This is a genomic window from Pedobacter changchengzhani (assembly GCF_004354365.1).
GTDB classification, from domain to species: Bacteria; Bacteroidota; Bacteroidia; order Sphingobacteriales; family Sphingobacteriaceae; genus Pedobacter; species Pedobacter changchengzhani.
In genome coordinates, this window is sequence record NZ_SJCY01000004.1 from 51,990 (window position 1) to 67,725 (window position 15,736).

Genomic DNA, 15,736 nt, shown 5'->3' on the forward strand with positions numbered 1-15,736 from the left:
ATGTTGAAGTTACTGCCAAAATAATTTAAGCAGATTTGGATAAAGTTTAAATTTTTCATCAGCAGATAATAATGTCGCATCAATTTCGATAGCCGATGAGATAGGTAAGCGGTCAAAAGGATCTCTATAGCCACTTAAAAGTGGAACATCCCCATAATTGAATATAGCAGAATTTTCTATGGATAGATACGTAAAGCCATCTAATAAAGCTTGATTGTACAATTTCTCGATAGTAGTATCGAAATGAATTAACTTGCCTAAGGATTGTTTTATTGAGATTTTGAAGAGACTTATTTGACTGAAATAGATCGTGTTATTGATGTTTTGAACAATGTTCATTACCCCTTTTGGTATTCTAGGATTATTTTCTTGAAACCAAATTAAGCCATGAGTATCTAAAATATAATGATTAGAAGCCATTACATATATTTTCTTAAATCCTCCAATGGCTCATTAAAATCATCAGAGATAGATATTTTCCTTTTAAAGCACCTGGGATTCTTTTAAAAACTTCCAAAGGACTGTCGGTTAAAAAGGTTACGACAACTTCTGTTTTTGACTCAACAGGAGCCTTCTCTCTTAGGGTTATTTTTCCTTTTTCGTAATATCCTTTAACGCTGGCCAACATAATTATGAATTTTTATAACAAATATACATTTTTTAAACGCAATTTCTTGTTGCGTATTGCAACAGGGCAATCGCATTTAAAATGCTGTTATTTTAATATGTTGTTGAGTTTTTGGATTAAAGCCTATTTCACATTCGATTTTAATCGCCAAATCTGCGCTAAAATTATTTGCTGGCTTTAGGCAAAATGATAAGAAGTATTTTTCTTGATGGTGAGCAGCTGATTTTAAAAATGGTATTGGCTGATGTTCAAAATCAAAAAAGTTTTAGCGTCCTTACTATGCAAAAACATAATAAAGTTGCCAAAACTTATTTAACCGTATATACAAGTACTAGATTTTTTCTATTCCTTATTTGTAACTGTATTCATTTTTAAGCTGATCGTCTTTGTATCGCCAAAAACAATTTCCTTGTTTGCATTAGTCGGCTCGGTATTCCATAAACATTCTCTCACCGTTAGTTTTTGTGTTGCAGGATCTATAGAGATGAGTTGAAACGATAATCGGGTTTCATCTTTACTCGAATATTTGCCTTTCATCGGACTATCTACTCTAAAAACTGGTAAGTTTATATCGTTATCTGGTCCGTGGTAATTGTAAAACTCGTTCCAATTGCTGTTGCCATGAAAGTAGGCTTTAATGTTTTTATGTGCTTTTAAAAATGTTATTAAACCGTTTTGCTCAATATTGGTGTCAAAGCCTTTCGGCATCCTCGATTGGGTTTCTTTATAATGTTCGGCTAATAAATTTTCGAATTTCCGGTTGGGTACAATTTTAAAAGGGAAAATTGGATTGGTGAAATGTGATGCTTCTGCAGTTGGCTGGTCGTGTGTGAAAAGTATTACGGGCATACTTTCTGGTACTGTTTTTAAATCTTTTTCCATCCAAATTCGCTCTGCAGAATCAGGCCACAAAGTGATAAACATAAAATGAATGTTGGAAATGTTTAAAGAGTAATTTATTTTATGGATTGCATAATTGTATGTTTCATTTGTGAGTGGAATTTCTGGTTTCATCATCAAATTATAAATGTTAACCATCGTTGTTGGATCGGTTTTGGGTTGCATCGTTTTATAAGAACCAATTGCATTGGAGATATCATGATTGCCGGGAGCCAATAAAATTTGGGTAGGGTTACCCGATGGTGCTTTTAACGTTAATTTACCATAATAATCGCTTGCAAATTGTTGCCACGATGCGGTTGCACTTTGATAAGGAATCTCCATTCTATTAGAAATGTCGCCAGTTTCTATTAAATAATCTACACCAGCAATTTTTTGGTTTGCATCCACGCCATTTCCGATGGGCAAAGTAATTGTTGTAATTGTATTGATGGCATTAATCATGGCACGATTTACCTTTTGTGCACTTACATTTTTTTCGCCTCGAAATAATTTTCTAGTAATTCCATAATGGGCATCAGAAGTGAAAACGAAATTTAGCGTTTTATTTTGGTCGCTGGTTTGAGCAGTTACTGAGGTAACGGAAATAGTATTAATTAGCAAGCCCAAAACAAAAATGGGCAATATCTTTTTTAACATTTTAAAATTACTTAATTGAAATTTAGTGTAGATATTAATGATGGTTTCCTGTTCCATCTGTTTGGAATGCACCTATATCTCTACCCGGCGGTGTCAATTCTGTTGCGCCATATATTAAATCTATGGGTACATCGCCCTTGGCTTTAAAACCTGTAAAACCTTTACCAATGCAAGGCGATGTTAATTTTAAGGCAAAATTATAGTTGCCAACGGTAGAAATATCAACTAAGCTTGCGCCAGCTGGAAGTGGTATTGGGCCATTAATAAATTGAGGATTGTTTGCGCCTAATATGGCAGTATTAGCAGTGTAGGTATCACCTGGGTTCCAACCTGCAGGTAAAAAATCTGCTGGTTTCGGTATATCTGTTGGTTGGGCTTTTGTAATGGCTACACTTAACGATTTAGATGGATAAATTTGGTCTGCCACAGTCGCAATATCTGCATAAGTGTAATTGTAACCGTATTTTGTATTTAAGGTATCGGCCATTGGGTTTTGTACAATGCGGATTCCAAATTTACAATTAACCATTAAATTGTTGTAAGCCATCCCTGCGGCATCCTGTTCGAGGTTTATCGAACCACCACGGCCAGCTGCCGATCGGCGATAACCGCAGTTTACGATGGTGTTATTGTACATACGCACGTTCGTTCCGGGTACACCAGGAAGCGCACCAGAGTTTGATAGTTTAGGCCCATTTGTGGCAATGCCGATACATAAATTGTAGGCAAAATCGCCAATTGTTCCGCCTTTTGCATTTAAAGCTTCGCCACCTGTGTAACCACATTTTTCAAAAGTATTTCTCATAATGGCAATTTTTCCTCCAACCGTACGAATTGGATCATCAATACTGCCATAAATCCAAGAATCTTCAAAAACCAATATGCCATTTGGGTTTTGAAAAAATAATGGATAAGAATTTTTTGACAGCGTTGCTAAATCGCCACTTGGCTTACCGCCAGCAAATTCTATATGTGCCCATTTTAAAATAATTTTATTTGCCGTTGGTCCGCCAATAATACCTGTCCATCTACCTTCAAAAGCGACATCTTTAGATGGATCGGCACCAATTTGATCGGTTTTTACAGCACCTGGCGAAGTGAAATAAATTGGTTTGGCTTTTGTACCTAAGCAAATTAACGTACCTTTTACACCAATGCCATAGTTGCCATTAAAATTAATGGTAACACCTTCTTGCACAATTAAAGTGTCTTTAACATCCACAATTACATTACCGCAAATGTTGTAAGTTTTGCCCGCAAGCATTGTCCCTTTAATACCTGCAGATATGGCTGGTGCAGTAGGCGCAATGCAACCAACATCACTAATTGGTGATGAAATTAAAACTGAAGGCTCAGAAAGCGCTTTGAAGTCTGCTTTTTTAGAACAAGCACAAATATTTATGCTAATAAAAGCCACAGCAATTATATAAGTTAATTTTTTCATGATTTTTATAGTTTATAGCGTAGGCCAATTAAAAAACTGGTTTTGAAATAATCTTTTTGAACAATAATATTTTCATCTGGGTTAGTTTGTAAGTTTAATGGACGCGCCCCGGGCGATTGTAAATACATATTATACGATTGTTTTAACCTAAGAATATAGGGCGTGTTTGTTAGGTTATTTATCTTACCGTAAACGGAGAATTTTTTTGCAAACTTTTTCTCAACCGAAAAATCTAATTGCTTTGTAGGTGCCTGCCAATAATCTAAACCAAAATACGGACTAACCAATGCAATTCTTTCTCCGGTATAAACGAATGCGGTTTGTACATCAAAACCCAGTTTAGGGTTTTTGTATATTAAGGCCAAATTGCCAATATTTTCCGACTGGCCTTGTAATGGGCGGGTTTCTGATTGGATGCGAGAACTTACTTGCCCTGCATCATTTCGGTAAGAAAATAATTTATCGGATGTGATTTTGGACTGTGTATAAGTGTAGTTGGCCACCACACCAAAAGGACCAAAGTATTTTGTATATACAGCCTCAAAGCCGAAATTACGTGCATCGCCAAAATTTTGAGGAATTAAAGTTTGAGTAGTTACCCCAGTTTTAACTGCTGCAAACTCAATCGGATTTTGAATATTTTTATAAAAAACGCCCAATAAAAGCTCATCAGCATTTTTTGGAAAAAGCTCATATCTAAAATCTATATTATCGGCCGTTGTGTGGTTTAAACCTACTGGGTTTCCAGATTCTTTAAAAATTTCGCCTTGTTGTCCATCTGGAATTAACTCTGCAAAACCGGGACGTGCCAATGCGCGATAATATGATAATCGCAAATTTTGATTGGCATTTAATTTATATTTAAAAATACCACTTGGCAAAAAGTCGGTATAAGTTATTAATCCGTTTTTTGCAGCTGTACCCAAAGGCAATTCGGTGGTGTAATTTTGCTTGGTATGTTCTATCCTTAAACCTCCGGTAGCAGTAAGTTTTTCAGTTAAGTGCCACTCTGCTTGCGCATAACCTGCAAAAACATTTTCGGTAAAATTGTAATTGTTTCCATTAGGAGAAACTTTGCCACCATCGGTTTCTTTAAATGTATAACTCGCATTGTTTATACTGGTATATTCTTGTGTTTTATTATCTATTAAAACTGGCGTAAGGCCATAAGAATTAAAGTAAGAATTTCGGGTTTTATTTCGTTCTACACCGCCAATTTGTAACTCAAATTTTTTGCCTAGTAAATCGAATTTCTTGTGTAAGTTTGCGTAAGCAGCATAATCCTGATCGCTGTTATGTGTCCAAATGCGCGTCATGCCCTGCAAAATATCCTGACTTGTTTCTGTTTTATTTATTGAGTATTCATGTGTAAAATCTGCTTGATCTGGCACACTGTTGTTGGCCGTAGAATAAGATAAAGACCAATCAAACTTAAAATCGTTTGCCATTTTATGTTCGCCTTTTAACGCCGAGCTAAAAATGGATTGGTACTGCCATCTACTTCTACTTTGTGCATCAATTAATGAATTTAGTGCAATGGTATCGGCTACAATCCTAGTTTGATAATCATCTAACCGCACAAATACGTTAATTAACGATAATTTATTTCTATCGTTAAATTTGTAATCGATTTTGTTATTGATACCTATGCGTTTACTCTGTTGCGAATATGCACGAGATTGAAGTTGGATAAATTGAGGGATATTATTTATGCTAGGTTGGGCATTTGGTAAAAAAAATGTTGAGTTGTTGCCCGTTAGTTTATCTTGATAACTACCAGAAAGCAAAAATCCTAATTTTTTGTTAACTCCAAAGCGATTGCCGTAAGTAATGCCGAAAGTAGTATTAATCGGCGTATTTTTATCAGAGTAATTTAAATTATTTACTGGGAAATCGGAGGGTTTTGCGTTGTAATCACTCCCAAATCGTTCTGACGGCGCAAGTTTGTTAATCGTACTTTTATCAAATTGCTGATAGGGGCGGTTGCTAAAAGCGGTATTGTATCCTGTGGCAACGTTAATTTGTAGCAATTCTCTAGCGGGCGCATCTTTCATTACTAAATTAATTGTTCCCCCAATTGCATCACCTTCCATTGATGGTATTAGGGTTTTGCTAACCTCCAAACGTTCAAGTAGTTCGGATGGGAATAAATCTAGCGGTATAAATCTGTTTTTATTATCAGGACTTGGTATTTTAATTCCGTTAACTAGCGTGTTGATGTATCGCTTTTCCATACCTCTAATAATTGGATACCTACCTTCGCCAGAACTGCTCCTTTCGATGGTAACGCCCGATACCCTTTGCATTACGTTTGCTACAGTAATATCTGGCGAAAGCTCAATATTTTGAGCTGAAATGATATTCAGAACCTGTGTTGCATTGCGCTCCAAAGTTCTAGCACGCCTATCGTTCGATATTTGATTGGCTACAACTCCAGTTTCATTTAACATCACTGCATCGGGCTTCATTTCTACATTAACAATAGAAACACCCTTGCCAACGGTTACTTTAGCCTCTTTATTAACGTAAGATAAAATGCGGAATTGAAGTGTGTACGTTCCTGCTTTAATGTCTTTGAAATTGTAAAACCCATCTAACTGTACAGGTTGAACTTTGCCGGTTTCTTTAATTTTTACGTTAGTACCGATTAGAAACTCTTTAGTTACAGCATCAGTTACACTGCCCTTTATAGTTTGAGCAAAAGCTGGTATTGTAAAAAATGTTGCTAGATAAATTAAAAATAATTGGCTTAACTTATGGCCTTTCTTCATAAAAAAAGTATTTTTTTTTGGCGAATATAGGTCACGAAATGTGTAGTAAAACCGCAGATAATCGGTTAACAGAAGACTTTATGATTTGATAATATTGAGGTAATATTCGACGCCAAAAAACAAACTTTTGTTAACGTTTTGTTAACATTGATAATGAGAATTTAGAATAATTCTCTGCTGTTTTTAATATTGAATGGAAAGATTAGAATTAAACAAGAGGGATAATTTTTAGGAAATGCTTCAATTTTTTACCAAATTTATTTGAGTAATAATTGAAATTTAAGAACAGACAGATTGATGTTTATCCAAACAATTCATCGTAAACATCATTTATTAATTCAATAGTTTTGGCTAATGTTTCTGATGTGCGTTTCGTAACTAAACGACTTTTTATAGTCAATAATCTTGGTGCTTAATAAATTGTCGCTTAGCTATCGGGCGTAAACTTTAAACTTTTTTACCCTAAACCTTTCACCTTCCAACCCTCAGCTAAGCCGCTACTTCCCTCATATCTACTGCTACAACCCTCGAAACGCCTTGTTCTACCATTGTTACGCCGTAAATAATATCCGTACTGGCAATGGTTCTTTTGTTGTGAGATACAATTATAAATTGCGATTGATCTGAAAATTTGCGGATGATGTTATTGAATTTATCAATGTTGGTATCATCCAAAGGTGCATCAACTTCATCAAAAATACAAAATGGTGCCGGTTTTAATAGGTAAAGTGAAAATAGGAGAGCGGTTGCTGTTAATGTTTTTTCGCCTCCGGACAATTGGTTGATGGAGAGCGGTCGTTTGCCTTTCGGACGCGCAATAATATCAATATCGGCTTCTAACGGGTTATTTACATCCGATAAGATTAAATCGCAACTGTCTTCTTCATTAAAAAGAGAACGAAATACAACAATAAAGTGTTCGCGCGCTTGGGTAAAGGCTTGCATAAACTTGTCTTTTGCGGTATCGTCAATTTCTTTGATGGTTTGTAATAAATCGGTTTTGGCTGCGTTCAAATCTTTTTTCTGGTTTTGGATAAACACATATCGTTCTTCCATTTCTTTAAAAGCTTCCATCGCCATCGAATTTATGGCACCGAACTCATCCAAATTACGTTTTAATTTTTCAACTTTCTGCCGTAATTCAAACTCGCTCTCAACCCCGGCCTCAACCTCAGCCTCGCTCTCAACCTCGGTCTCAGTCTCAACCTTAACCTCAGTCTCAGTCTCAGCCTCAACCTTGTTCTCATTCTCAACTTCCAATAGGTCGTTAATGTCAATGTTAAATTCTACCGCTAATCGTTCTTTTAACGAGTTTAAATCAATTTTAAGCGTATTTTTTTTGTCCTTTAACTCAGTTATTATAAAATCGGTATCTTCTCTATTCTTACGGATTAGCATTAAATTGCTTTCCATATCATTAATACTTCCTTTGGCTTCAAAGTATTCTTTTTCAGCTTCGGCAAGTGCTTTTTCCATTTCTTCGCGTTGCTGATACATCTCTAAAAGTGTATCATCGCTTAAATCGGTATGCTGTAAAGTTGCCGTAATTTGGTTCAAGGCTTCTTGCAATTCCTTGTCATTTTGCTCAATGCGCTTGTTTAAAGCTTCTTCTTGCACAAAGCGATAATCTAAATCCTTTTCTAAACCAGCTAATTTATTTTGTTGCTGATGAAAGCGGATGTTATCTTGATTGTATTTGCCAGCATTTTCATTCACATCTTCAGCAAGTTCTTGGTAATTTTGCTGTTGCTCCTGCAAATTCAAATGGTCATCCTGTTGTTTCTTCTGCAATTCAATTAACGTAGGTAATTTTTCTGAAAGTGATTTTTCAATGGAAGCAATTCTTTGCGCAATGTCGCTTTTGCGGTTTTCGCTGGTGGTAATAAAATCCTGATATTGATCTCGGCGGGTTTGCACAGAAATGTGCTCATTGCTTAACCGATTTAACTCTTGTTGAAAAGTATTAATTTGATCAATTTTTGACGATTCTTTTAAATTAAATATGCTTTCTGTAGCCGTACTTATCGCTAAATTATATTGGTTAACTAATAAATCTGATTGCTTAATTTCCTTAATTAAATTTTCTAAATTTTTAGCGCGACCAATCCTTTTGCCTTCAAATAAACCAATTGATCCACCTGCCAACGTAAATTTAGTTTGTGCATATTTTCCGTTTTGGGCTAAAACAGTTAAGCCCTCTTTTGGGTTTTCTTTAAAAATATTTTCTTGCTCAGCTACCGCGATGTAAACATTTTGCAAAAGTAAATTGCAAAGAACTTGATATTTTTTATCTACCTCAATTACCGAAAGTGCAGCAATTAAGCCTTCATAAACTCCAATTGATACATTTTTATCGGGTATGTTTTCCAATATAAAAAAATTGGCTCGGCCTCTGCTTGCGTCCGTTAATAAATTAATTGCAAGTACCGCATCACTGTATTTCTCTACAACGTAATGGTTCATTACAGGCTCTAGGTAGTTTTCTATGGCAATGCGATAGTCTTCTTTACAAAATAAAATATCAGATAGCAACAATGCTGATTTTGCAAAAGCATTATTTTTTTTAAGAAATCGAATAGATTCCGGAAAGCCTTCTAAACTATCAACAAGTGATTTTGTGAGGTTGTATTCGTTCTGTTTTGCGTCTTTCTTGCGGTTTTCGGCAGTTAGTTTTTCCTTATTCGAACTTAAATTTTGTTCAGCTTCGGTTAACTTCTCTTTTAAAATTTCTTCTGCCTCTTTAAAATGTTTAATTTTACTTTGTTTCTCGGCAATTGAAAGGTCAAGTTCTGCCAATGCATGGTCGAAGGCTTTTAATTCTGATGTTTTGGTATCTGTATCATCAACATTTCTGCTGGTTTCTTGCACCAAAGCATCTTTCTGGATGTTTAAAATATCGATGTCTTTTTGCGCTTGATAAACCTGATTCTGAAAATCGTTGGTTGATTTTACAAAATTATCTAATCTATTTTTCTCTATTTGCTGTTGTTCCCTGAGGTTCTCAAGAGTTGTTTTTAGTAAATTTAAGTCAGATTCTATTCGGCCAAATATTTCAGTTTCTATAACTACTTCTTCATTTAAGCGCTTAATATTGTATTTAACGTGGTTAACCTGATTTTTATCTTTCTCTAACTCACCCGATAATCTGTTTTCTTTTTCTTGTAAAAAACGCATTTGTTCATTTTTTACTTTTTTCTCACTTTCGTAAGCACGAATTTTAGCTACCAACTCATTTGTAGCCTTTTGCTGTACCGAAAGGTTTTTTTCTTGATGAATACTGCCCAGTTTGATTTTTTGTAAATCAGCTTCTTGCAAATCTATTTTTGAACTTAAAGTTGTGCGATTAATCTGTTCATTTTGTTCTTGCGACTCTAACGCATTTAAATCCGTACGAAAAAAACCAATTCTATGCGTTGCCAATTGCACGCTTAAATCTCGATATTGTTCTTTTATTTTATAATATCTTTCAGCTTTTTTGGCTTGGTTCTCTAATGTTTTTAAGTTTTTTTCAATCTCGAAAAGTAAGTCTTCCACCCGTTCTAAATCGGCTTCTGTATCCTTTAACTTACTAAAAGTTTGTTTTTTACGTAATTTGTACTTAGAAATTCCCGAAGCTTCTTCAAACAACGAGCGCCTACTATGTTCTTTATTTGAGATGATTTCATCAACCATTTTCAGCTCGATGATGGAGTAACTATCTGAGCCAATTCCAGTATCTAAAAATAAATCTGTAATGTCTTTTAATCTACATTGAACATCATTTAAACGGTATTCGCTGTCGCCATTTCGATACAATTTTCGGGTAACTGTAATTTGCGAGTAGGCCGTTGGTAAAATGTTTTTTGTATTATCAAAGCTTAAAGAAACTTCTGCTAATTGCGATTGTTTTCGATTTTTTGTGCCATTAAAAATGATGTTTTCCATCTTTTCAGATCGAAGTGCTTTGGTGCTCTGTTCGCCCAAGACCCATCGCATGGCATCAATAACGTTCGATTTTCCACAACCATTTGGGCCAACAATGCCAGTTACGCCCTCATTAAAATTGATGATTACCTTATCGCCAAAGCTTTTAAAACCTTTAATTTCTAATCGAGTAAGTTGCATGGTTAACCGCTGCAGAAGCGATTTCAATATTAACGATAATTTTGCTGTATTTCAAGTTTTTGGATGGATGTATTTAAAAAAGATGATTTTAAAGTTTTAAATATTTTATCGGACTAAAACTTTTTTACTATTTAAATGGTAGTATTGATGAATAAAACATTAAAAATGGAATATAGAAGATTAGGCAAATCGGGTTTGCAAGTAAGTGCACTTAGTTTAGGAAGTTGGTTAACTTTTGGAAATCAGATTAGTGATAAGGTTGCCGATGAATTAATGGGCATTGCTTACGATGCTGGTGTAAACTTTTTCGATAATGCGGAAGGTTATGCAGAAGGCAAATCTGAAATAACGATGGGCAAAATTTTAAAAGCTCAAAAATGGGATAGGGATAGTTTTGTAGTATCGAGCAAGGTGTTTTTTGGCGCTGAAAATAAAGGGCCAAATCAAATGGGTTTATCGCGTAAACATGTTATTGAGGCTTGCAATGGCGCTTTAAGTCGTTTACAGGTTGATTATTTAGATTTATATTTTTGCCATCGCCCTGATAAAAATACACCAATTGCAGAAACTGTTTTGGCGATGAATACTTTATTGCAACAAGGTAAAATATTGTATTGGGGAACATCAGAATGGAGTGCTGCGGAAATAACCGAAGCGATTGGCGTTGCTAAGGATTATCGTTTAATTGGCCCTACAATGGAGCAACCGCAATATAATTTACTAACTAGAGATAAATTAGAACAAGAATTTTTGCTACTTTTTAGAGATCATGGTATCGGCACAACCACTTGGTCGCCATTGGCTTCGGGTTTATTATCTGGCAAATACACCAAAGGTGATGTTAAAGACACTCGCTTAGATATGAAGGGTATGGAATGGCTTAAAGACCGTACTTTAGCTGATGAGCGGATGAAAAAAGTTGGCGATTTACAAAAATTAGCCGATAAATTGAATGTTTCTTTGGCAAAAATGTCGGTAGCTTGGTGTTTAAAAAACCCAAATGTGAGCACGGTTATTTTAGGTGCGAGTAAAGCTGCGCAGTTGAAAGAAAATTTAACTTCGTTAGAAGTTTTACCATTATTAACAGACGAGATTATGCTTCAAATTGATGAAATGATGGGTACTAAGCCTGTACAGCCACAGTTTTAAATTTAGTTAAAGACGTTGTCTCATATCTATAAGTTTTTCATTCTGAGCTTGTCGAAGAACTCGTAAATTATTTTTAGGTATTTCGACAGGCTCAATGTGACAGATTTAATTAATAATTTTTATAATTCATTGACTTCGGCTTGGTTATCGACTAAATGAAATATTTTATGATGAAAAAAGCACTTCCTATATTTTTTTTGTTAGCCTGTTTGCAGGCTTGTACATCAAAAACTGAAACAAGAATAGGTATTTTTGATATATCCAAGGATGACGAAATAATAATTTTCACATGGTACTATGGTAGCGGTGCGACTATTTTGAGAGTGGATATTGATGGAAAGAACCTACAGCCTGTATCTCCATTTTCTAAAGATAGTAGTTATGTAAATCCAAAATATAATGAAAAAGGTACTAAATTATTATATATAGGAAGGAAAAATGGAGATGTCAGTAACAGTTCTGTATATATAGCTGATGCCGATGGGGGTAATAGATATTTGTTGGCTAAAGAGTCTGGAATTATTGACGAAGCTTTTTTCTCATCATGTGATGATTTGATTTATTATATAAAGTCAAGAGAATTTGGTAATAGCTCCCCAGTAGCTAGGCCGCAACCTCATGGTTCAGATGTCTATTCCCTAAATATTAGAACAGGAAAGAGCAATCAAATAACAAATTTTGATGCATATGGTCTATATCGTCCATCAGAATATGATTGTCAAAGCATGATCTTACATATGCCCCTAAAAGGTATGATTAAAGTCCCTACAGATGGTTCCAATAAACAGTATGATATAAACCCGATAAACGATCCTAGGAAAGATACATCTTTGTATGGCTCGCCGTTATTTTCCAAAAAAAATAATATATTGTTTTTCTTGGCACCTTATGAAATGTACACTATGAAAATGAAAGATAGAATGGCAAAATTAATAATAAGAGACGATGACATGATTAATAATTTTAGGCTTTTTAACAGACAAAAAAAAATTATTTATACAAATTATAAAGAAAATTATTTTTATACTATAGACTATAATGGAAAAATTATAAGGAAGATAGAAGTAGATCTTAACGCTAATTGAAATTTGAGACCATGAAATACAGAACCCCTCGTTTTCATGAAAAAAAGAGACAGTTTTTATGCCTGATAATAAAATTCAATCGTTCTTTAGTTTATAATCTACCCTTTCACAATCATCAGTTTTGCAAACTTCAATAATAACTGTTTATTTCCTAATCCTTGAAAAAATACCGTTGCTTTAACATCTGGCAGGTTTCCTTCTAAACTAATAATCTTCTCACGGTTTGGATTTGCAATCCGAACCCGTCGAGTAGAGGATTAAAAATCCTCAGTTCAATAAGTCAGGAAAGTATTTCGTGACTGGCGAATTTTCTTTAATGCACTAAACTTTGTTTCTAAACCCGATAGCAATGTAAAGCCCGATTTTTCATCGGCTTGGAATGTATAGCGGGGCTACCGAACCTGTGAAATACAGAACCCCTCGTTTTCATAAAAAAAAGAGACAGTTTTTATGCCTGACAATAAAATTCAATCGTTCTTTAATTTATAATTTACCCCTTTACAATCATCAACTTTGCAAACTTTAACAACAATTGCTTATTCCCTAAACCTTGAAAAAACACGGTTGCCTTAACATCAGGCAAATTTCCTTCTAAGCTAATGATCTTTCCGAAACCAAATTTTTCATGTTCTACTTCCATGCCTCCTTGAAATTCGTGAGGTAACGATGGCGCAAAACCCGGCGTTGGTATATGTGCTTTAGCAAGTAGCGACGTTGTTTTTGGTCGAACGGGTGGGGCAGAAGGTGCCGTTGCACCAGCTTTCGGTTTAGTTAAAAAATTACGTGGTTGCGAAGTCCAACTTTTCTTTTCATCATCAAAATTACCCTCAAAAACATTACTTTTTGCAGGTTTTACATCAAGTTCTAAGTATTTTTGGTCAATTTCATTAATAAAACGGCTAGGTTCACAATTGGTTAAAGTGCCCCAACGATAACGAGATGTGGCGTAAGTTATAGTCAATTTAATTTCTGCACGGGTTATTGCCACATAAAATAAACGGCGTTCTTCTTCTAAATCCGCTCTAGAATTTACCGATAATTGTGAGGGAAACAAATTCTCTTCCAAGCCAACAATAAACACATTTTTAAACTCCAAACCCTTGGCAGAGTGTATCGTCATTAACGAAACAGTATCTTTATTTTTATCACTGTCTTTATCATCATTGGTTAAAAGCGCAACATCTTGCATAAAAATATCAAGTCCTTTTTCTTCAATATCTTCACGCTCAGAAAACTCTTTAATACCGTTTAAAAGTTCCTGTATATTTTCGTACCTACTTCTACCTTCTACACTATCATCTGTATAAAGTTCTTTTAAAATACCGGCATGTTGTGCAATAAATAAAGCCGTATCATAAGCATCAAGTTTTTTCGCTTCCGCTTGGAAACTTTGTATCATTACCGCAAAATCGTTCAGTTGATTGGCTAAACGACCTTCTACAAACATGTGTGGATTAGAAATCACCTCCCACATGGTTTTATCATTTTGATCGGCAGCTACAATTATTTTATCAATAGAGGTATCGCCAATACCACGTTTCGGATAATTAATTACCCGTTTTATCGCCTCTTCATCCTTCGGATTAAAAGTTAAACGGAAGTAAGCAATTAAATCTTTAACCTCTTTACGTTGGTAAAAAGATTGCCCGCCGTAAATTTTATAAGGAATGTTTAATTTGCGTAAACCTTCTTCCATTGCCCTGCTTTGGGCATTTGTACGGTATAAAATTGCAAAATCTTTATGGTTGTATCCTTTTGTGGTGCGTTCTTGAATAATAGATTCGGCAACCATTTTGCCTTCTTCATTATCGGTAAATGCTCGGGTAATCTTAATCCGATCTCCCTCCAGATTTTCTGAAAAAACATTTTTTTCGAGCTGATTTTTATTTTTTGCAATCACACTGCTCGCTGCATCAACTATGTTTTGTGTAGAACGGTAATTCTGCTCAAGTTTATAAACTTTTAAATCGGGGTAATCGCGTTCGAAATTTAAGATGTTTTGGATATTCGCTCCACGGAAAGCGTAAATACTTTGTGCATCATCACCCACTACGCAAATATTTTGGTAAGCAGCTGCCAATTTTTTCACAATTGTATATTGCGAAAAGTTGGTATCTTGATACTCATCAACCATTAAATACTTAAACTTTTGCTGGTATTTATTTAAAACATCTGGGTGCTCTTTAAGTAAAATGTTGGTTTTGAAAAGTAGATCGTCAAAATCCATTGCACCTGCTCTAAAGCATCGCTTTGCGTAAGTTTCGTAAATTTGCCCAATTAAAGGGCGCTTATTTTGAATATCTTCTGCCTGAATTTGATCGTTTACTTGGTATTCGCCCCAAGAAATAAGGTTGTTTTTTGCTGATGATATTCTATTAAAAACAAAGTTGGCGGCGTATAATTTATCGTCTAATTGCAACTCTTTTAAAATAGCACGGATTACACTTTTGCTATCATCGGTGTCATAAATGGTAAAATTACTCGGGTAGCCAATTTTTTCGGCCTCTACACGTAAAATTTTGGCAAATACAGAGTGAAAAGTACCCATCCAAATGTTTTTTGCTTCAGCACCACACACTTTACCAATACGCTCGCGCATATCTTTACTCGCTTTGTTGGTAAACGTTAAAACCAAAATATTAAAAGGATCGGTGCCGGTTTGGATAAGGTGCGCCACACGGTATGTAATTACGCGTGTTTTGCCCGATCCGGCGCCTGCAACAATCATTACTGGTCCTTTTGTGTTCTCTACTGCTGCTCTTTGTTGTGGGTTTAATCCTTCTAAATAATCCAAAATCGGCTCCTCTTTTCTTAAAATTCAAAAATAACAAATCTAAAAGGTTTTAGCGATTGTGTTGGTAATTAGTTGCATATTGGTTTAGCTTATTTTTTGGAAAAGCGAAAGCAGTGGTCGTTTTTTCTGTAGTGCTTTGTACTGAAGGTATTCTTTTGGAACTTATGCTCCATAACTGCCTAAGACAGTTAGGCGCCTGCAGGCCTTGAGTTTTTGACCGGT

General features: G+C 35.1%; 9 protein-coding genes. 2 read left to right on the plus strand and 7 right to left on the minus strand.

The window, feature by feature from the left end:
- Positions 1 to 9: 9 nt before the first annotated feature.
- From EZJ43_RS07335 to smc, 6 genes are all read right to left on the minus strand, one after another.
- On the minus strand, positions 10 to 420 hold the full coding sequence (locus tag EZJ43_RS07335; protein WP_133262060.1) for a type II toxin-antitoxin system VapC family toxin: 411 nt from the start codon (positions 418 to 420) through the stop codon (positions 10 to 12).
- A gap of 13 nt (positions 421 to 433) precedes the next feature.
- The gene (locus EZJ43_RS07340; RefSeq protein ID WP_133262061.1) at positions 434 to 628 is read right to left on the minus strand and encodes a hypothetical protein; all 195 of its coding nucleotides are present in this window, start codon (positions 626 to 628) and stop codon (positions 434 to 436) included.
- A 342-nt stretch (positions 629 to 970) separates the two neighbouring features.
- Complete coding sequence (locus EZJ43_RS07345) at positions 971 to 2,167, minus strand: metallophosphoesterase family protein (RefSeq protein WP_165953101.1); 1,197 nt, start codon at positions 2,165 to 2,167, stop codon at positions 971 to 973.
- A 34-nt stretch (positions 2,168 to 2,201) separates the two neighbouring features.
- Entirely contained in the window at positions 2,202 to 3,611 is a 1,410-nt protein-coding gene (locus EZJ43_RS07350) for a hypothetical protein (RefSeq protein ID WP_133262063.1), read from the minus strand.
- Positions 3,612 to 3,616: 5 nt separating this feature from the next.
- Entirely contained in the window at positions 3,617 to 6,382 is a 2,766-nt protein-coding gene (locus tag EZJ43_RS07355; RefSeq protein ID WP_133262064.1) for a TonB-dependent receptor, read from the minus strand.
- A gap of 489 nt (positions 6,383 to 6,871) precedes the next feature.
- Positions 6,872 to 10,486, minus strand: a complete 3,615-nt coding sequence (gene smc, locus EZJ43_RS07360) for a chromosome segregation protein SMC (protein WP_133262065.1) — start codon at positions 10,484 to 10,486, stop codon at positions 6,872 to 6,874.
- Positions 10,487 to 10,633: 147 nt separating this feature from the next.
- Between smc and EZJ43_RS07365 the strand changes: the two genes are divergently transcribed.
- Positions 10,634 to 11,635: a potassium channel beta subunit family protein gene (locus EZJ43_RS07365; RefSeq protein WP_243718056.1), complete on the plus strand. Its 1,002-nt coding sequence runs from the start codon at positions 10,634 to 10,636 to the stop codon at positions 11,633 to 11,635.
- A gap of 170 nt (positions 11,636 to 11,805) precedes the next feature.
- Positions 11,806 to 12,720, plus strand: a complete 915-nt coding sequence (locus EZJ43_RS07370) for a TolB family protein (protein ID WP_165953102.1) — start codon at positions 11,806 to 11,808, stop codon at positions 12,718 to 12,720.
- Positions 12,721 to 13,210: 490 nt separating this feature from the next.
- On the opposite strand, the gene EZJ43_RS07375 is transcribed toward EZJ43_RS07370, so the two are convergent.
- Positions 13,211 to 15,514, minus strand: a complete 2,304-nt coding sequence (locus EZJ43_RS07375; protein WP_133262067.1) for an ATP-dependent helicase — start codon at positions 15,512 to 15,514, stop codon at positions 13,211 to 13,213.
- Between the last annotated feature and the right edge of the window lie 222 nt (positions 15,515 to 15,736).

Excerpts from the sequence above, each read along its gene's own strand:
- EZJ43_RS07355 (WP_133262064.1), bottom strand. The coding sequence starts at position 6,382 with ATGAAGAAAGGCCATAAGTTAAGCCAATTATTTTTAATTTATCTAGCA.
- EZJ43_RS07340 (WP_133262061.1), bottom strand. The coding sequence starts at position 628 with ATGTTGGCCAGCGTTAAAGGATATTACGAAAAAGGAAAAATAACCCTA.
- EZJ43_RS07345 (WP_165953101.1), bottom strand. The coding sequence starts at position 2,167 with ATGTTAAAAAAGATATTGCCCATTTTTGTTTTGGGCTTGCTAATTAAT.
- EZJ43_RS07365 (WP_243718056.1), top strand. The coding sequence starts at position 10,634 with ATGAATAAAACATTAAAAATGGAATATAGAAGATTAGGCAAATCGGGT.
- smc (WP_133262065.1), bottom strand. The coding sequence starts at position 10,486 with ATGCAACTTACTCGATTAGAAATTAAAGGTTTTAAAAGCTTTGGCGAT.
- EZJ43_RS07370 (WP_165953102.1), top strand. The coding sequence starts at position 11,806 with ATGAAAAAAGCACTTCCTATATTTTTTTTGTTAGCCTGTTTGCAGGCT.
- EZJ43_RS07350 (WP_133262063.1), bottom strand. The coding sequence starts at position 3,611 with ATGAAAAAATTAACTTATATAATTGCTGTGGCTTTTATTAGCATAAAT.
- EZJ43_RS07335 (WP_133262060.1), bottom strand. The coding sequence starts at position 420 with ATGGCTTCTAATCATTATATTTTAGATACTCATGGCTTAATTTGGTTT.